This is a genomic window from Lentilactobacillus fungorum, from assembly GCF_016860605.1.
Taxonomy (GTDB): domain Bacteria; phylum Bacillota; class Bacilli; order Lactobacillales; family Lactobacillaceae; genus Lentilactobacillus; species Lentilactobacillus fungorum.
Genome location: NZ_BNJR01000018.1, coordinates 1 through 19279, shown reverse-complemented (window position 1 = coordinate 19279; position 19279 = coordinate 1). Strand labels below are relative to the sequence as shown.

11 protein-coding genes are annotated in these 19279 nt (G+C 41.9%); 4 read left to right on the top strand and 7 right to left on the bottom strand.

Features of this window, described 5'->3' with window-relative positions; genetic code table 11:
- Positions 1-489 precede the first annotated feature (489 nt).
- Complete coding sequence (locus tag YK48G_RS11935) at positions 490-1662, top strand: thiolase family protein (RefSeq protein WP_203630952.1); 1173 nt, start codon at positions 490-492, stop codon at positions 1660-1662.
- A 54-nt stretch (positions 1663-1716) separates the two neighbouring features.
- Here YK48G_RS11935 and YK48G_RS11930 read toward each other — a convergent pair whose 3' ends face one another.
- Positions 1717-3309 (bottom strand): hypothetical protein, encoded by a 1593-nt coding sequence (locus YK48G_RS11930; protein ID WP_203630951.1) that lies wholly within the window; start codon positions 3307-3309, stop codon positions 1717-1719.
- Between the two features lie 169 nt (positions 3310-3478).
- On the opposite strand from YK48G_RS11930, the gene YK48G_RS11925 reads away from it, so the two are divergent.
- The 3 genes from YK48G_RS11925 to YK48G_RS11915 all read left to right on the top strand — a co-directional run bounded on the left by YK48G_RS11925 (position 3479) and on the right by YK48G_RS11915 (position 4761).
- Complete coding sequence (locus YK48G_RS11925; protein ID WP_203630950.1) at positions 3479-3673, top strand: CsbD family protein; 195 nt, start codon at positions 3479-3481, stop codon at positions 3671-3673.
- Positions 3674-3906: 233 nt separating this feature from the next.
- The gene (locus YK48G_RS11920; protein WP_203630949.1) at positions 3907-4440 is read left to right on the top strand and encodes a GNAT family N-acetyltransferase; all 534 of its coding nucleotides are present in this window, start codon (positions 3907-3909) and stop codon (positions 4438-4440) included.
- Positions 4441-4569: 129 nt separating this feature from the next.
- The gene (locus YK48G_RS11915) at positions 4570-4761 is read left to right on the top strand and encodes a hypothetical protein (protein ID WP_203630948.1); all 192 of its coding nucleotides are present in this window, start codon (positions 4570-4572) and stop codon (positions 4759-4761) included.
- A gap of 88 nt (positions 4762-4849) precedes the next feature.
- Here the strand turns inward: YK48G_RS11915 and YK48G_RS11910 are convergent, their stop codons facing one another.
- The 6 genes from YK48G_RS11910 to YK48G_RS11885 all read right to left on the bottom strand — a co-directional run.
- Positions 4850-6466: a peptide ABC transporter substrate-binding protein gene (locus YK48G_RS11910; RefSeq protein WP_203630947.1), complete on the bottom strand. Its 1617-nt coding sequence runs from the start codon at positions 6464-6466 to the stop codon at positions 4850-4852.
- A gap of 201 nt (positions 6467-6667) precedes the next feature.
- Positions 6668-9079: a Xaa-Pro dipeptidyl-peptidase gene (locus YK48G_RS11905; protein WP_203630946.1), complete on the bottom strand. Its 2412-nt coding sequence runs from the start codon at positions 9077-9079 to the stop codon at positions 6668-6670.
- A gap of 274 nt (positions 9080-9353) precedes the next feature.
- Entirely contained in the window at positions 9354-9905 is a 552-nt protein-coding gene (locus tag YK48G_RS11900; RefSeq protein ID WP_203630945.1) for a L,D-transpeptidase, read from the bottom strand.
- A 708-nt stretch (positions 9906-10613) separates the two neighbouring features.
- Positions 10614-14354, bottom strand: coding sequence for a helicase-exonuclease AddAB subunit AddA (addA, locus tag YK48G_RS11895; protein WP_203630944.1), 3741 nt, complete (start codon positions 14352-14354; stop codon positions 10614-10616).
- Positions 14355-17927 (bottom strand): PD-(D/E)XK nuclease family protein, encoded by a 3573-nt coding sequence (locus tag YK48G_RS11890; protein WP_232365372.1) that lies wholly within the window; start codon positions 17925-17927, stop codon positions 14355-14357.
- A gap of 495 nt (positions 17928-18422) precedes the next feature.
- Positions 18423-19279: LacI family DNA-binding transcriptional regulator (locus tag YK48G_RS11885; protein ID WP_232365371.1), on the bottom strand; the 857-nt coding region annotated here is incomplete at its 5' end.

Below are 19279 nucleotides of genomic sequence, written 5' to 3'. Positions count from 1 at the left end.
TTTTAAAATGATAAGCCTGTTAATAGCTCATGATTTAAAATTTATTCTTGGTTTTTACGAATTGACTTCGCAAATGTTTGGTTCCGAAATGTTTCGGAACGCCCTGCACATTTGTTTGTCGAAAATTTTGTTCAGTTTTCAAAGGTCTACATCCAAAACACAAACATTTATAACATAAATCAATAAATCGTTCAGCGTCGTAAAGGCTTGTGTTCCTTTGCCTCAACAGCAATAACAATTATATATCATCAAATTCTGTAAGTCAACAAAAACTTTTAAGAAGTAATTGGTATATATGTAATTGCTAACTAAGCAACGAGTAATATACTATCAGGATTTTTAACTGAGGTCAACTATTATTTTCAAATAAATGATTTTTTCTAAAAATAAATCATTTGGATTTGATTAAAGTTGATCGAAAGTTCCCAATTATAGTTGGCAACTCGGTATACTTGCAATTGAAATCTTCATAAAAAGGAGCCAAGTACTTTGGATAAAGCAGTCATTATTGAGGCAAAGCGAACACCAATCGGTAAATTAAACGGTGCGCTCAAAAACTTTACTGCCGAACAATTAGGAACGATTGTCGTTAAAAACTTGCTAGAAGAAACCAAACTTCCAGCCAGCTTAGTACAACAAGTTATTTTTGGTAACGCGATCCAAGCAGGTACCGGTCAAAACGTTGCCCGCCAAATTGAATTACGAAGCGGTATTCCCCAAACAAGTACTGCTTTTACCGTCAATCAGGTTTGCGGTTCAGGCATGCAAGCCATTCATCAAGCACAGTCGGCCCTTCTATTAAACGAAGCCAAATTGATTATAGCCGGCGGCACAGAAAGCATGTCAAACGCACCATACCTAAATATGACCCAACGCTCACCACAAAAATTTGGCCCAATCACCATGCCAGATGCCTTAGAACACGATGGCTTAAGGGATTCAATCTCTGGAACCCTCATGGGAGTCACTGCTGAAAATGTCGCCGCCAAGTTTCACGTAAGCCGCCATGACCAAGACCAGTTTGCACTGTCATCCCATCAGAAAGCTATCGATGCAATTAATCAACACCGGTTCGAGGATGAAATGATTCCCTTAAAAGCAACTAATCAAGCTGATGCTATTTCCCAAGATGAAGCCGTAAGATTTGACACAACACTTGATAAACTGGCAGCTTTGAAGCCCGCTTTTAAACCTGAGGGGACGGTAACAGCCGGAAACGCAGCTGGATTAAACGATGGTGCTGCCGCATTAATCCTGACAACCGAATCAAATGCCCGGGCTTTGGGAATTTCACCAATTGCTGAAATCATTTCCTATACAGAAGCTGGAATTGATCCTGAATTAATGGGTTATGCACCATATTTAGCAATCAACCAGTTACTTGATCAGACCAAAATGACGATTAACGATATCGATTTGATTGAACTTAATGAGGCCTTTGCTTCCCAATGCGTTGCGGTTATTCGCGACCTTGACCTGCCGATTAACAAAGTTAACATTAACGGCGGTGCAATTGCCTTGGGCCACCCTTTAGGAGATTCAGGTGCCCGAATCGTAACGACTTTAATCCATAACCTGAAACGCACCCACAAAGAAATTGGCGTTGCTTCACTATGCATGGGTGGCGGCATGGGGTCAGCCCTTGCGCTCAGAATGCTTTGATAGTAACCAAAAACCGTTGCAAAACGCCTGATCGCGTGCAACGGTTTTTTTAATCTATAAACTAACCTGATCTTTTCTTTCAAGGGTGTCGGCAAATGAACTCTGATACAGCCAGTAATATAACCGCTTGGTTGGTTTTGACATGGTGACATAATTAGGATTAACTTTTCGCATCTGGGGTGCTACGCGCATCAAGTGATTAAATGCACTCTGGCTGCTGACTTGATTTAAGCCTTCATAATCATTTCGTCCCCGTTTTACAATCACCATTAACTGATCAACCTGGTAGCGTGCCAGTTGATCCACAAATTGAACTATCGGCGTTGTGACATTAAAATCCGGGGCGCCAACTCGCCGACTTTGAGCATAGTCCTCCGATTTAATTTGGCTAAATAACTGATTTCGAGTAACCGTATACTGGACAAGCAGTGGCAAACAGCAAGCGTTTCGAATGGCTGCCGTCACGCCCGCTAAAAAGCCATAGTCAATCGGTACCCACTCGCCCCGGTCATTAACAAATTGCTGGTGATGTCGATCCATCACCACACTTAGCCGCCGCTGAAAGTTTTGTTTTTGGGCATTTCTAGCGGTGCCAGCATTGCTCAAATTAATGATTGGTAAGCTAGCAGCTAATTCAGCCAACGTCTTGGGGAATTCAAGTCGCTCAAAAATAGCGGGGAGTTTCTTGTCAACTGTGCTGATAATCGTTGATAAATCAGTTGAAATTAGTGGTGGCAAACTAATCAAATCCTGATTGTCATTGCGAAAATAACGGTAAACAAATTCGTACAGCCCCATTGAGCAAAGCAAATCAAGCGTCGCTGCAAGCTTGCCATTAACAAATAAGTTGATCGTTTCAGATAGGCTTAGATGGTTTAAAGCAGCCGCCGTCGCTTCTGGCAGATGGTGTTGATCACTAAAATCGTCCCCCGTGTAAACGTAATTTCCCAGCAGCGGTGCCTGATTTTCCCGAATTGGCTGCTTCATCAAGTAGCCTTCGTCGACTTCCGCAAAAATGCCCTTTGCAATTTGGGCATCTGTAGAGCCGCTGGCACCATCGGTAATGGTTCTATATGGACTAGTGCCTGTCATAAATTGATTGACATGCTTGAACCAGTTGTTGGCCAGCGCCGTCTTTTCCTCAAACGTCAACGTCTGAAATTTATGACGGATTTTTGCTAAGACGCCCTGGTCGCCAGCAATTGCTTCTACAAACTGGATAATGGCTGTTTGATACCCCCTCACAAACTGATGTCGATCATTACTTTGGGCTAAATAAACCGAAAACGCATTGCCAGCGGCCCGATTAATCACTTCATCATTATTAACGCCTGTCGCCCATAACACCATCGCCTGCATTTGATCGAGCGCCACTGACTGCAAGTCCTTGACCGCAACTAAATACCCTAATTGACTTTGTTTGGCCAACTGAAAATCTGCCAACGACATTCCCGAGACAATCGGCCGCTTTAAAAAGCGCTGCTCACCTCTTGCCAAGCGTTCGGCATTAATTGAGCTTTTAGCATATGTATTTTCTCCCAATAATTTAGATGTCATCAACGCAATCGTAGCCATCACTCGGTGACTTCGGTCCCTGCGTTCAGATTGTTGCTTACTATTTGGTATGATACTTTTCTTTTTTGCCATCCATTTCACCCCTAGTCTTAAGATAATAATAGCACACTATCAGCCTTATCCCGACGCCAAATTAATGAAGCGACCAGCGGCAATCATTTCAATTAATAGGCGTTATTTTTGCGAAGATAAGTGCTAATCAGTTATTCTTATAACAGAAAGACAGAAAGGATGTGTAATAATGGGAAACTTAAAGAACAAATCAGATCAAGTAGTCGGCAAAATGAAAGAAAAGATTGGTGACGCTACCGGAAATGATAAGCTCAAATTAAAAGGAAAAGCTCAAAAAACATCCGGTAAAGCTAAAGAGAAGGTTGAAGATACTAAAGAAAAAGCAGCTGAAAAAACCAATGATGTATTAGATGACCATGAGTAAGTAAACCTAATTGCCCCAACTTGGGTTCAACAACGACCCCAAGTTGGGGCTTTTTTGTACGCAATAGATGGTGGTTTTAACTATTGTTAATAGTTGGCTTAACCGGGACTCATCGTAATCCAAAAGCGTTCATCTTCCGGTTGCATGTCTTATGCTTTTGCTCTATAATGCACTCTCGTGTTATTTGAATCTAATTGTTCAAGTTAGAAATATCAGTGAGGATGTGAGAAGTAATGCCAGCAACTTATTTACGGCAAGCAACTAACGAAGATCTCCCTAAAATTAAGCAAATCATCTCAGAAGCCAAAACCTACCTCAAACAACAAGGAATCGATCAGTGGCAAAATGGTTATCCAGACGCTGAGGCTCTGGAAACTGACGTTAAGTTCGGGATTACTTACGTTTTAGTCATCGATGGTCAAATTGCCGCTACGGCCGCTTTACACCAAGGATTAGACGTTAATTACCTCAATATTCATGATGGTCAGTGGGTTAACGGTGTCCACGGCCGCTACACAGCCATTCATCGAATCGCCATGTCTGCGGATTTTCGGGGTCAACATCTTTCCGATAAAATGATTAGCGGCTTGATTACAATTTCTGGTGTCTTGGGATACAAGGATATTCGAATCGATACTCATCCCGATAATAAAGGGATGCAACATGTGATCACAACAAACGGTTTTACCAAGCGGGGAACCATTTATATGGCCGAAAAAGACCACGCTGCCACCCCAAGATACGCTTACCAGCTCATTATTGATTAGTTTTTAGCTTGGATTGCCTGAATGCGATGCCAACAGCAGTTATTTGGTGGCTAACTTCAGAAGAATGCTAACTGTGGGTTTTAGTAATTATCTGGAATGACGTATAATGGGTTTAATGAGGTGATAGGAATGGCAGCAACCGATACAACCGTTAAGCTCGCCCTAATAGTGATGTATGTCATTGGCATCATTTGTTTGGGAATTGTTTTTTTCTTACTAAACAAAATCAATGATAAGCTCTTTACCAAGTTTTCAGTTGGCCTCATTGCCGTCATTTTGGTAATGGGCATTATTTTGGTGAATTTGTTTAATTTGGGTTAGCCTTTAAATTGAACTTATCAACTCTATAAGCAGTCAAAAGACCAGTTAGGTAAAATGCTAACTGGTCTTTTTGTTGCCGTTATTCATCCTAGTTCATATGGGTTTTAGTCCAATCCCATTCCGGCGCGGTTGGCATAAATTGAAGGCCTTTAACACTTGGCCTGATCAGTGTCGCCAGCGACTGCTGGTAAAGTGGGATAACCCCTTGATCGGTCATCAAGATCTTTTCGGCTTGAGCTAGATCGTTCCAACGAGCTGATTCATGATTTGCATCCGTATTTTCTGCCCGGTTAATGAGCCGGTCGAACGCCGAATTGTGCCACTTACCATTATTCGCCACATTATTTGTGGTCATTGCACTAATGCTATCATCTGGATCTGGATAATCATTGATAGTTCCAGAAAGAATAAGATCAAATTGGCCATTTGCTGCCCGACTAACTCGATTATTTAAAGGAACACTTTGGATTGTCACTTTTAAACCTGGTAATTTTTCCAAACTACTTTGAATAAATTCGGCGCCCTGCTTACTGGTATCCTTATCATCACTCACCAAAGTTAAGGTAGCCGACTTCTTGTTTACCTGCTTGAGGCCTCGTTGCCAGTCTTTCTTTGCTTGAGCCAAATTATACGCAACAGCCCCCTTAACATATGCCTGATCCGCAAAGTCTCTACCGTTTCGCTTAGCCATGTTGTCCGCAACAAGCCCTTTAGCAGGAACCGAGCCGTCACTCAAGACTTTATTTGCATACTGCTGACGATTGATAGTTAAAGATAGCGCGCGTCGAATCAATCGGTTTTTAAGCAGTCGATCTTTTCTCTCATTCATTTCTATGTAAAACATCCCGGTATCCTTGAACAAATGATAATTTCGATTGTGTTCATATTGCTTAACCTGTGTTCCGCTAAGATAAGTAAAATCAAGTTTACCACTTTCATAACTGTTTAAAGCAGTTGATGGGTTCTTAACAGCTTGAACGTTAATTCGATGCAATTGAATATTTTTGGCATTCCAATATTTGGGATTTTTGACCAGATGCCAAGTATCATTTGTACCGTTCCACCCTTTCAATAAAAAGGGGCCATTATATGTATTGGTAGTCGAATTAGTACCAAATCGATGACCATATTTCTTCAGTGCCGCTTGATTTTCAGGAAGATAACAGCTGGCACTGACTAAGTACTTAAATGCCGGCTGCGCTTTAGTCAAATGAACCGTTAGTTGGTAATTGTTATTCGCCTTGACGCCCAATTGACTAGGTGCCAGTTTCCCCGCCGTAATCTTTGCAGCATTCTTGATATCGCTAAACATATAAGCGTACTGTGACTTGGTCGAAGGATTGACTGTCCGTCGCCATGAATTGACAAAATCCTTAGCCGTCAACTGTGAGCCATCCGACCACTTGGAATGGCGCAAATCAAACGTCCAAGTTTTTCCATTCTTAGAAACAGAATAAGTCTTAGCCACGCCAGGCACTACTTTATTATTCGCTTGCATTCGCAGTAAACCTTCACCAGATGCCAGCATCATCTGATCAGCATACAAATCAGTAGATTGAGCTGGATCCATCGTAGATAGGCTTGCTGGGGTTTCCCAATTAAGAACCTGTTTTTTGCTGTGAGTTGATGAATTACCGCAACCTGTCAAAACAACTCCAGCAATAAACACAGCACCTACTAGTTTTATCTGTGATTTCATTTTCATCATCATTACTCCTTTTTTGGTAACCATACGGAAATATTTTATGCTAGATTAAAGGAAAAAATTAAAATCAAACCATTATTGCAAGAAGATAGTTGCTTGATACTAATCAAAAATTAATAATGTAATCTTTCTAAAGAAACTAGTCTCCCTTTCTAAAACGCTGATTCTCATTCAATGATCAATTATATTTCGGATCATTATTTAATTTTTTAGTATTGGAACCTTGAGGCTGGATTTCGTTAAATCAAGTTGGTAGTTAATAGCTTGATTACCATGAACTGTGTAAGCCATGTCAGACGCATAGATTACAATGCCTAATTGATGCCCACTTAATAGATGCCAAAAAGTTGGTTGAAATTCAAATTGCAATTCATAAAATTTTCCTGGAATAAGTTCGTCGACGCGATAACTATTTTGTCGATTTTGCATATTCAAATGAGCTTCGGTGATCCGTTTAAAATCCGTTACTTTCTTCTGTGGCAAGAATTCCCGCAAATCATCTTTCCGCCAGTTATAGCCGCTCAAAATTTTTTGAGACTTAATCACCTGAGGATAATCACCTAATCGATGTGCTTGCCCGTAATCAACCAAAGCAACGCTGATCATCCCAACATTAGCATCGCTCTTTGCCCGTAAAGTAATTTGTGGCCTACCGTCAATCACTAAGGCGCGATTTAGTGGCGCGGTCAATAAACGTATACAATGAGTATCCATTGGTGAACCATTTCTCGTATACAAATCATTTCGCCAACGAACCAGATCTTGCGTGTAATCGTTAAAAAGCTCGTTAGCCAATCTGTCTGAAAAAGTGTTATTTCCATTTAAGTTCTTCATGTTATTCGGGGTTAATTGATAAACCTGCCACGTTGTTTGTTGGCCACCCCAATCTTTATAACCAGTCCAAGTTTCCGGTTGAGCGTTATCTTGGACAATCACATCATCAATCACGTCGTCAGCATGATTATCAACTGCCAATAACTTATTAGTGAGCCATAAATTAACGAGGTCAGTATAATCAAACGAACGGAAGTTATTCAAATACTCGTGCTGCCCTTGATGTAAAATCAATTTTTGCGTAACTGACCGCTTCTTAAGTGCCTTTCGCATGTTCCAGGCTTGAGCGGTTTTTACATTCCAATCATTTAATCCATGAACCAGCAAAACATCGGCCTGAGCATGATTTTGTTTTAGCAATCTTCTAGCATCCCAAAATTGATTATAGTTACCAGAATCATGTGCTTCCTGTTGTCGCATCGCTTTTAAGTGAGTCAACCAAGCCAACTTTATCTTGGCATAATCGCCTGCTTCTCGCTGTCGGCTAAACGTCCACTCTGCTAGCGAATCAGCATCATCACCATCCGGGGCAACTACCAATCCATTTTCTCGGTAGTAGTCATAATAATCTGATAGCCCTGCTTCGACAACCGCCGTTTTTAACCCCGTCACCCCACTTAGAATTGATGCATTCGCTAAGGTGCCTAAATAAGAACGGCCGGTCATTCCCACATTTCCATTACTCCACCAAGCTTTGATAGCGATCCGATCTGACTTGTTAGTAAATGCAATCCGATCGCCATGAAGCCATTCAATGACAGAAGTTGTACTAATCGTTTCATCCCGTGTCCCTGTCGTTCGAAAGCCATCAGAATCCTTAGTACCGATTCCAGATGCATAAACGACCGCAAACCCCCGAGCAAGGAAATAATCATTAAGCGAATAAGACCAAAACTTTGTAAACGTTTCTTCAGTCTCCTTGGATTGCCCTTGAACCGGTCGTGGCTTAGGAACATTGGCATCATTATATGTATTCATGACATCCTGATATGTTAGTTGGTTAGGTTCTTTGTGTGTTAACGATCGATTATTATTATGTGAGTATTTCTTAGACCACTCAACGTTCATGCCTTGTGCGTATGGATCTGCCGTATAAATAATTGGAACCTTTAGACCATGATTACTTTCTGCTGGCCGGATCACACACACTTTAAGCAAGTCTCGTTGACCATCCTGGTCACTATCAAGGGGGGCTTCAACATAAACCACCTCACGAATTAAGGTGCCAGTATCAAAGGTTGCTTGCGCCTTACCGTTAAAAACGAGCGGCCGATTTACCAATCGATGATCGTTTAAAAAGTGATAATATCCGCGGCCTGCCAGGTAATCAATTAATGTTTGCCCATACTTATTTCGAGTATTTAGTAAACGATACCAAGCGTCAATTAATTGGTTACAATCTAGATGCTCAGGCAATGGTATTATGGGTAGTCCTAACTTTTTCATTGACCCCAGCGGATCTGCTAGAGAAAAGTCTAAATCGTCTAAGAAACCCAAAAGTTGCAACGCAATATTGTAGAATGCTTCCTTTGTTAAAGGTCGGCCACTTTTAGTATATGTATTCGCATCAATAGTTGGAGTTGCCATTAAATTAGCAATCTTTTGAATCCGAGTCGTCTTGCCGGAATGTTCTAAATAGCATTGCAACAAGAGTTTCCGGAACAAAAGTTGGGGATCATTGATTTGTTGGCTCTGACTATTTAAAAAACCAATACGAGTTAATTCAGAAATAATCTGATCGTGAGCTGTTGGAACATAAGCAAATTGGTTAATTTTCATCTGTAATCTCCTTAATTAAATGATTTAACATAAAAATAAATCTAATCTAAATCAAATTTAGTTATAAATAAATTAATTTAAGCAACATCTCAAGTATATCCTCAACTCAGAACCCGTCAAGTTGTATCCTTTCTTTTGAAATGGGTTAATTTTCGCAAACTAAAAGCCGATATGATTGATTAACTATCACCAATCATATCGACTTTTTAATTAAGCCATTCTAGCTCGCACATTTCCCCATTGCATCGATAGCATTGCTTTCTACACAACATCACTATCGAACCACAACTTTTGTTCCCACCGGCACTGTGCGATTGATCCATTTGGCATCAGGGATTGATAGCCGAATGCAACCATGAGAATCTGGCTTAATCCCCAATGTTTTAGCCTCAGCAGCAATGTAGCGTCCCTTCGAATCTGTTGGTACCGTGTGAAATAAGTAGACACCGTGTCCTTTCCAAGAGGTCCAATAATGAGCCCCCTCTTTAGAACGACGATTATAGAAGAAATCCCCCCGTTGTGATTGAATATGATACGTTCCTCGAGGTGTCGCGTTATTTTTGCCAGTTGATGCATACATGGTATATAGCACCCGGTTTGCCGGACTCATCACGTATACTCTCTGTTTGGCGATCGAAACCCGTAAGTAGCGCTTATTTGCGCTCGTAATTTTGGGGTACGGAATGGATTGCGATGGCCGCTTCCAATTAATTGTTTGTGTTTGTGAGTTCGAACGAGTTGTATGACCGGCCTTCGTATCGTTTGAACAGCCGGTGATGACCACTGCCAAAAAAACAGCCAGCATCATCTGCAAAAATTTCTTCATATGTTTAATCCCCTATTTATAAAGTGAGCGGAGCAAAGCGGTTAGAAAGCGGAGCCTAAGTTTCTTTGGCCGGAAATCCCGGGCTTGGATTTTTGGACAAAGGAGCTTAGGTGCAGCTTTCTGCTTTGCGTAGCTGTCCTAATAACAGTGAGCGGAGCAAAGCGCTTAGAAACTGGAGCATAAGGCAGCTTGGCCGGAAATCCCGGGCTTGGATTTTTGGCCAAGATGTTTTATGCGGAAGTTTCTGCTTTGCGCAGCTGTCCTAGTAAGTGAGCGAAGCCAGGCGGTTAGAAAGCGGAGCGTAAGTCTCCTCTAACGGAAATTCCCGGTTCTGGAATTTTTGTTAGAGGTGCTTACGTGTAGTTTTCTGCCTGGCACAGCTGTCCTAAAAAAGTGAGCGAAGCAAAGCGGTTAGAAACTGGAGCATAAGGCAGCTTGGCCGGAAATCCCGGGTTTGGATTTTTGGTCAAGATGTTTTATGCGGAAGTTTCTGCTTTGCGCAGCTGTCCTAGTAAGTGAGCGAAGCCAGGCGGTTAGAAAGCGAAGCGTAAGTCTCTTCAAACGAAAATCCACGGGTTTGGGATTTCGGGCTGAGGTGCTTACGCGCAGCTTTCTGCTTGGCGCAGCTATCCTAAAATATCCACTCGATTATATCACTCAAGGATTTCAGAGAATCATTTTGATTGCGAACTTTACCAATCCCTAAAATTAGTTAACCTCAATCAACTGGTTAGCTGATAGTAAATAGAGATATTTTCCAATAATTGGCTTTCTGGTAACCTTTTTAAGCGCTAAACCATAGAGTTCAAGTTGACCGCGGTAGCGATCGACAATTGTCGCTGCCGTAACTCCTGGACGCAATCGGTCGGTCTTGTAATCAAATAAATAAATACCGTTATCGACTTTGACATATCCATCGATAATCCCATGAATTAAGATGCGTTGGTCATCATCGCCAAAGTTTTTAAACACATTTTTTGCTTTCATCAATAATGAGAATGGCACCTCTCGATAGGTTTTATCGGGATTTTCCAATACCAGCTGGCCAATCGACGTCTTATAAAAATTGAGAACCCCATCAATATTAATCTGCGCCGCAACGTTTTCTAAAATAATGCCGGTTTCAACTAGACGGTCAAGCAATGCTACCGCAGATTCACGGGTGGGGGTACTTGAAAGGTTCATCTGCTGTAAGAGCAAATGAGTGGCGGTACCAATATCAGTTGGCGCTGGTTGGCTTTTCCCATTGCCGGAAATAAACGTCGGCGTTGCTAGTGACTGCGTATATCGACTTGGCTTAATGACTTGGTCGGCGTCTAATAAAACATCATTTCCTAATTGGACGTTATCCGGATCATCGAATAATCGTTTAATCTCCGAAACCGATTGGTAGGCGGTTGTATGGGTGGCAGCCTGAAACCGATAATGAGCATTCATCAACTGAGCAATTTGCTCATCTTTTGGAACGCCTTTCGCTTTTGAAATTAGTTGGCCAATCCAATCATTAGCCGCTAAACCATTTCCGGCTTTTGACTTCCCAGCCGTTGCCAACGCTTCGTTATCATAGAACTTAATACTAAATTTGGATCGATCAGCGGCTAAATCACTATACGGTTGATCAGCACCGAACTGCTTGAGAATCGCTGGGTGTCGAGAAATTGCCGGCCCAATCCAGGATAGGTAAGTCTGGGCGCTATTTCGGGTCGCCGTTGGCAGCAACATCCGTCCAGCGGTTGTTTTTGATTGCCAAGTTAAAATTTGAGACGCTTCATCAACCGGTTTGTTTTTTGAACCAGTTATTTTGCCGACCAAATATAAGCGCTGCTCAGCCCTTGTCATCGCCACATATAGCTTCCGCATCTCTTCTGATAAAAAGGCATTTTTAGTAACCGTCTTAACAGCTTCTTTTTGCAAAGGGTCGGCTACTTCACGAGTCTTCGTGTTGAGATATGAAATGCCAATTCCCAAGTGGTCATTTAAAATATAGTTGCCCTTCAAGTCTTGATCGTTGAATTTCTTGCCCATATCGTTTAAAAACACGACTGGAAACTGGAGCCCCTTACTGCCATGAATGGTCATGACTTGTACTTTATTATCACTAGTCGTTGGACTTGCCGTTGCTAAATCCTTATCGTGTTCCTGCATCCGCTCGATAAACAGCACAAATCGGAACAACCCCTTGAAACCATTTTTTTCGTAATCCGCAGCGCGTTCATACAGCGCGTGCAAATTGGTTTGACGCTGGTAGCCGCCTGGCATCCCCCCAACATAATCCAAATAACCAGTCGTGTTGTAGATATCCCAAATCAAAGCCACCAGCCCATCTTGTTGGGCAATGTTTTTGAACCGATCAAGTTGATTCAAAAATATATTAATCTTTGAAAAGACTGCTTGAGCGTACTCATTAGGCTTATCTGTCGGATAATGATGATAAAAGTCCAGTACCGCTTGATAATAATTACCCGTTTTACGATTAATCCGCAAAAAAGCCAGCTGGTTTTCATCTAGGCCAACGATGGGCGAGCGCAACACCGCAACGAGTGGAATGTCTTGAAAGGGATTGTCAATGACTGACAGTAGCGCCATCATCACTTGAATCTCCGTTGTTTTCAGGTAACTTTTAGCACCTGTAATTTCTGCATCAATATCATATTGCCGAAAAACATCAGCCATCACTAATTCACTGTGGTGCGTCGGTGAAATAATTGCAATGTCGCCGGGCGTTATGTCCTTTAGATGATCTTTATCGTAAATTTGTTCGTGATGATCCAACATTTCCCGAATCTTTTGCGCAATAATTTCCACTTGACCGGTTTCACTATCTTCAATTTGTTCGCCAGCCACCTCGTCTTCGCCTGCTGTTTGGTCGTTGCTGTAAATGAGGAGTGCCACTTCTGAAGGGTAGTTTTTTAATGTATCAGTGCCGCCAAATTTTAACTTCGCTTGATCATAATCGATTTCACCAACCTGTTTATCCATAATCTGTTCAAAAATAAGATTAGTAAACGCATCAATATTTTGAGCCGAACGAAAATTTTCGGCGAGTGACACCAGTTCATTAGCATTACTAGCTTGATCATAGGCCTCGGCCTTTTGAATAAACAATTGGGGATCAGCCAATCTAAATCGATAAATTGACTGTTTGGAATCGCCTACCATAAAGCGATTTCCACGGTCAGTCTTGGCAATCCTATTTAAAATGGCATCTTGTAGTTGATTATTGTCTTGGTACTCATCAACCATAATTTCGTAATATTGATCTGATAAGCGTTTGCGAACGAGTTTCGCCTGCTCACTGTCACCGCTTAAGATATCATAGGCCGCATGTTCAATATCAATAAACTCCATGAGATGGCGCTCGCTTTTCAGCTCCCGATAAGCAGCTCGAAACCGCTGAACAACGGCGACTAGTTTTTCAATTCGTTGTTTGGCTGCTTGCATGATTTGAACGTTAGTCTGTTCGTCAAGCAAGAAGTAGCGTTCTTGAAATGTCTGAAACTGCTTACCACTATTTTTGATATCTGAATTAATCTTAACAATCTGGCTATGAACTTCCTTTTGCTCGCCATCTAAATTTTTCGCACCCGTAAGTTTGGCAAACGAAAACTGGTTGATTGTGCTTCTCAACTCATCCCACGTCGCACAATTATCGATCGTTGCTTTTAATTTCTTAATGTCATCTAACTGCTGATCGAAGAACGCTTCATCTGCGTATAGATCCACTCGTTGTGCCAGTTGAATCATCAAATAATGATCCATCTCCATTTGGCTAAAGAAATCATCGATTTGGGGCTTGATAAATTGCTTGTAAAAATCACTTTTAATTAAGCTTTTTCCCTGTAAATCGTAAAAACGGGCTGCGTTGGCTAGCCAACGATCTGGATCAGCTGTCACGTTGGCAAATTCGTCCATTTTGTAAATAACTTTGGTGAGGCCATCATCGCTTCGATCGTTAGAAAAGTTCTGGGTTAACCGGGCAAACGAACCGTCATCATCTGTGCTGTACAACTCTTCGCGAACATCCTGCCAAGCTTGGTCCTTTAATAACTCCTGTTCAGTTGGATCAGATAAAATTCTAAAATTCGGATCAATTCCTAAAATATAATAGTATCGAGAAACCAATTTTTGACAATAAGCATCCATAGTCGTGATATCAGCTACCGCCACTTTTTGGATTTGTCTGAGCAAGTAAGCCTTTTCCTGCGCGTTGTGGGTGTCGTTAAATGCCGCGCGCAACGACTGCTGCAGTCGCTGTCTCATTTCTTTGGCCGCCGCATTCGTGAAGGTTACTACGAGCAATTGGTCAATGTTTGCTTCATGGTTATTGACCATATTGATAATTCGGTCAACCAAAACCCGGGTCTTGCCGGATCCCGCCGAAGCAGACACTAAGATATTGCCATGGGGGCGGTCATTAATCGCTTTTTCTTGGTCTGGCGTATAATCCATTTATTGCTCCTTTCTCAGCATTTCAAGAATTTCTTTTGCCGTATGCTTCTTGATATTATTGTATTGATTGTTTTTAGAAGTCGGATCTGCCAGCAGCGGGTCAAAGTTCATAATTGCTTGATATTGACTGTATTGCATCGCTGACTGGCTACCGTATTTAGCGGGGGCCAACGTAACGTCCCCAGCAAAAATCCGATCTGCGGCTTTGATAATCAACTTTTCGGTATGCGCTAAAAATGCGTCCAGATCCGTTGCCGGCATTAACGCGGAACTTTTCGCCGGAGCACCATTTTTCCTGAGCTTATAAGGATAAATTAGTGATTTGCCGGTTTCAAGTGCCGGATCCAAATCTTTGATGAGTTCCGAGTCCGCCACCAAGATTCCTTGGTACCGGTGTTGGTCCATGAGTGCCGCTTTGAACCCAGATTTTTGCAAGTCAGCCGTCTTTAACTTGGCATTCATAATATGCAAATAAAGGGCGCCCGCTAAAGAAGCCTTTAAATCATCCGGGCTTAACGTCAATAAGTTATTCTTCAACACATCCAAATACGTTAATAGTTGCATGGAGAGCCCCTCATAAGCCTTGGTATAGTCAAACGTCTGGTTGCCAGATTTATAATCAACGATCCCAAAGTACCGCTGACCCTCAACTTGCATGGTATCGATTCGATCAATTCGCCCCCGGACGTTAACCAAATGATTGTCCGGTAATTCAAATGATAGGCCAGCCAAATTATCACCACTGGGCTGACCAAATACTCGTTCAGTCGTCCGCGGCCGCATTGGTGTGGATTGCTGCTGGTCGCGCATAATTCGAACCATTTGCTGAATCGTTGCTTGAAGTTGCGAGGTTAGGTATTTCATCCGGCTAGAACTCGTCAAGATAACGTACTGGTAGTTGTCAGGATTTTCAACCATTTGTTGCACATTCTCCGCCACCAATTCATCAATCTCTTCGTCACTTAAACTTGGTAGGTCAAGCTGCTGTCGATTAACTTCTTTAAAGATACGGTCCAAAGCCTCATGGAAAAAGGTTCCCGTCGAGGCACTCGATAGTTCAAATTTCTCCCGTTCTTGTAACCTTAATCCATACTTGAGGAAGTATTCATATGGGTTTTCATAAAAGGATTGTAATTGTGAGATCGATACGTTCAATTCATTACCGTATAATCCCGTAATAATATCTGGTTCAAGCGGTTGGGGGTCGTTTTTATAAGTGATGCTCCCCAATAGCCGATTAACGAGCGTTTTTAATTCTGGGTCCTCACGCAGCTGATTCAAAATATCCTGCCAACTTACCGGCACCGAAATCGCTTGCTTATCCGTCTTATAAGCGCTTTGGATGACTTGAATTAAATGGTGCAGCGTTGCCCGCTTGGTAGAAACATATGGGCTAAGGGAGTGATCGGCAGCCGGAATCGCCGGGTAATGATTGAGCGGTAAATCGAAATGAGTCGCGATTCGTTGCACATATGGCGACAATTGAACGCTTGTTTCGTCATTGGTTTGACCAGTATAAGTAAAAATCAACCGTTCTTTAGCAGTCAAAAAGGCTAAATAATTTAAATAAGGTTCAAAGGCCATTTGATCATCAGCTGAGTCACTTAAATATTGATCATCGGTTAAGTTCTGCTGAAGTTGGGCCACGTCGTCATCGCCAAATAAGTTCTCGTTAACAGCACGAGCCGGCATATTGTCATCATTGGCGCCGATTATAAAAGTCACTTTTCGGTTGCTCATCTGAACCATGCCGCTTTCAGAAACGGTCACCTGATCTAAGGTTGATGGGATCTGCGAGTAATTAGCACCTTCAAAGCCGGCGTATATCAATGCCCAAAAATCATGGGCAACAAACGGTTTATCACCTAAAATAGCTACACACTCATCCAATAAACCACAAAACATCCGCCAAGCCTGTTCAACCTCATTAGCCCGGTTCAAATGATTCTGGTCAATCGCGGTATCTCGCCAATGCTGAAGCTGGTTAACCACCCCGGCATCTTCTAAGAAGCGGTACAAAATGGCCGCGGCATCTTGATTCGTTTTAGCCTTAGCTAACCGGCGATAAAATTTAGGTAAGGTATCTTTTACCATGTGGCGAATAAGATTAATTTGCCGAGTGATTTCACGATCTGGGTCAGATAAAACTGTGCCCTCATCGTCATCGGCTACCCAGACGTATTGCCAATCTTCGTCTTGTGTCCAACGGCTGCCTTGGTAATTATTCTTTAAGACCAGATTTTCAGTTAAAGCAACCGCTCGCCGGTAATCTTCGATAGCCATCGGCTGGCCATCAACTTGGGGCAAAACCAATTCTGATTTCAAAAAGCGCATCATATCGTCATATTGGTAGTTACGATTACGGCTTGGATCATAGATGTCAAACAATGATGCCAATAACTCGACTAACGGGTGATCCACCATTGATTTTTGATTATCCTTAAAATAAGGAATCTGGTGCATTGAGAATACCGGATCCAAGATATTATCGTATGCATCCAAATGGCGAGTCAAAATTAAAATGTCTGAATAACGGTATTGACCTTCAGCAACCATTCGATGAATCATGGCGGCTACTTGATCTAACTCAGAATATTGATTATCTGCCTGATAAATTTGGATCGCCTTTTTAGAAGCTAACCGGCTTGCAACATTTGGTCCCATCCGACTGGATTGTTCCCAATAAGTTTCTAGTTTGAGCAAATCATCGCTAACTCTTGGCTGGTCGGCGATTATCGTGCCTAGATACGGAACCTTTTGCTGAGCAGCGTATTTGTAAAGCTGCCAGAATAGTTTAGCCGGCTGGTAAAATAAATTGGGTATGGTTGGGAGTTCTTCTCGATAAACCCGATCCAAGGTGAGCGCGACCGTCACGCTAGCGGCATTGCGGATAAGGGTTTCCACTAGTCGGCATTCTTGGGCCGACAACTTGGAAAAGCCCGAAAGGTAGAAGTGATAATGAGTGAGATCCGTTTCACTCAATTGATCACTTAATAGATTCAAGACCGTATGGCTATCAAAATAATGATCATCAACTCGTTTAACAAATTCGCTGTAAATTAAGGCAAAATCGTGTAACTTGTCCCGCAAATCATTACTGATAACAGCTTCATCACTCTCATAAATCGTCAACAAATCATTAGGTAAGACATTACCTGCCTGCATTTCTGCGATTTGGCGGGCAATTTGGTTAATAAAGCCCGCGTGATGCGCCTCTTTTGCAAATAACAGCAGCTTATCTTGATTATACAAAATAATTTGATAAAGCAGCATGCTAATGCCGGCTTCACTAATCCGCTGCTTTTGATATTTCGGCGAATTCCGCAAAAAGAACCAAGCCAATCGAGTAAACGATAACACTTGAACATCGCTTTCGGCGGTCACCTCGTCGTCAGGATTGGCGAGTTGTTTTAAAATTTCAACTTCTGATTCAAATTTAATATGGTTAGGAACTAAATAAAAGAACTTATCGCCGGCATGCTTTTGCCGGTCATCTTTGAGAATGGTCATCATCTTTTCTTGATGATCAACCCCAGCTTTTCCAATAACAAATTGAAGCGTCAAAATGGTCACCTCACTAAATTAAACTGATAACTTATCATAACGCCGAATGCGAAACAATTCGACTGTTGTATCGATCATTAAACTGGTTCCAAACTGATCAAACAAGCTTTTTTGTTAACTAAAAGAGACTTGCCATCGTCACCTGCACAACGTTTGACTTTTTCGAGACGTAATGATTGAACAATGGTAAAAAAGGGCTATCATAGACAGTGGATGTAGTTTGCATCCACTTATTTGACCTAAATGAAAGCTTTATGCTTGCATTGATCTTGTTACAAGGGCCTTTCAGCGTTATCCACGATTAAATATCGGAAGCAAGAATGTTACGATCTACCCCCAATATATCTTTCAAGTTTTAAAAAGCGCTGATAGGTTCTTACTCCTAATAACGCCTGGCAACTCCAGGCGGTACATAGTATGATTACGAACTTACCCACTTATATTTTTTAAAAACAGGATTATCAGTTGACGCTTTGTCAACCAATAGTCCTGTTTTTTTGATCCTTATTTTTTAAGTGACGCCCTTTGAATCAACTCAACCGGCAGCGTGTATTCATCCAGCAACTTTTCGTTTTCATCATTTAGTCGATTAAACAATAAGCGGACCAACAAGTCAGCAATATCGTCCAAAGGTTGAACAATTGTACTAAGTTCTGGATTATATTCTTGGACGTTCGTTGACCCATCAAAGCCAATCACTTGAATGTCTTCGGGAATCCTCAACCCAATTTTTTTGGCTTCCTGCATACACAACAGTGCTGTTAAATCATCCGTACAAAAAATACCATCGGGATGGTCAATAATTAATGCTTGATGAATTGTCGCGCGCTTAATCGCCGGCGTGGCGTTAAATGGTAATTCCACTGCTTGTGGCGAATAACCACGCTCTGCAACTGCTTGATTAAAGCCGGTAATTCGATCATTATTAGGCAACTGGACATCAATACTGCCAGAAACCAACAATAACTTTTTGGCTCCCTTATCTATTAGGGTCCGAGCCGCAAGTTGGCCGCCACCAAAATTATCACTGCGGACTGTTGGGATCTTGCTTTTAAAATATCGATCGTAGGAAACAATTGGCAAGTCCGTCAACCCATATTCCTTAATGCCTTCGTTATGAGAACCAGTAATAATACCATCAACTTGGTTAGCCATCAGCATTCTCAAATATTGCCGTTCCTTTTCGGGATTATCCAAACTATTGCAAATGATTGCTTTATACCCCTTATCAAACAAGCGATCCTCAATTTTTTCGACTACCTCGGCAATGATTGGGTTCGTAATCCCAGCAAAAATTAAGCCAATTAACTTAAATTGTTTTCCGTGAAGCGCCCGCGCAGCCGAACTTGGCTGATAGTTCA

Excerpts from the sequence above, each read along its gene's own strand:
- YK48G_RS11915 (WP_203630948.1), top strand. The coding sequence starts at position 4,570 with ATGGCAGCAACCGATACAACCGTTAAGCTCGCCCTAATAGTGATGTAT.
- YK48G_RS11930 (WP_203630951.1), bottom strand. The coding sequence starts at position 3,309 with ATGGCAAAAAAGAAAAGTATCATACCAAATAGTAAGCAACAATCTGAA.
- addA (WP_203630944.1), bottom strand. The coding sequence starts at position 14,354 with ATGGATTATACGCCAGACCAAGAAAAAGCGATTAATGACCGCCCCCAT.
- YK48G_RS11900 (WP_203630945.1), bottom strand. The coding sequence starts at position 9,905 with ATGAAGAAATTTTTGCAGATGATGCTGGCTGTTTTTTTGGCAGTGGTC.
- YK48G_RS11910 (WP_203630947.1), bottom strand. The coding sequence starts at position 6,466 with ATGAAAATGAAATCACAGATAAAACTAGTAGGTGCTGTGTTTATTGCT.
- YK48G_RS11920 (WP_203630949.1), top strand. The coding sequence starts at position 3,907 with ATGCCAGCAACTTATTTACGGCAAGCAACTAACGAAGATCTCCCTAAA.
- YK48G_RS11925 (WP_203630950.1), top strand. The coding sequence starts at position 3,479 with ATGGGAAACTTAAAGAACAAATCAGATCAAGTAGTCGGCAAAATGAAA.
- YK48G_RS11905 (WP_203630946.1), bottom strand. The coding sequence starts at position 9,079 with ATGAAAATTAACCAATTTGCTTATGTTCCAACAGCTCACGATCAGATT.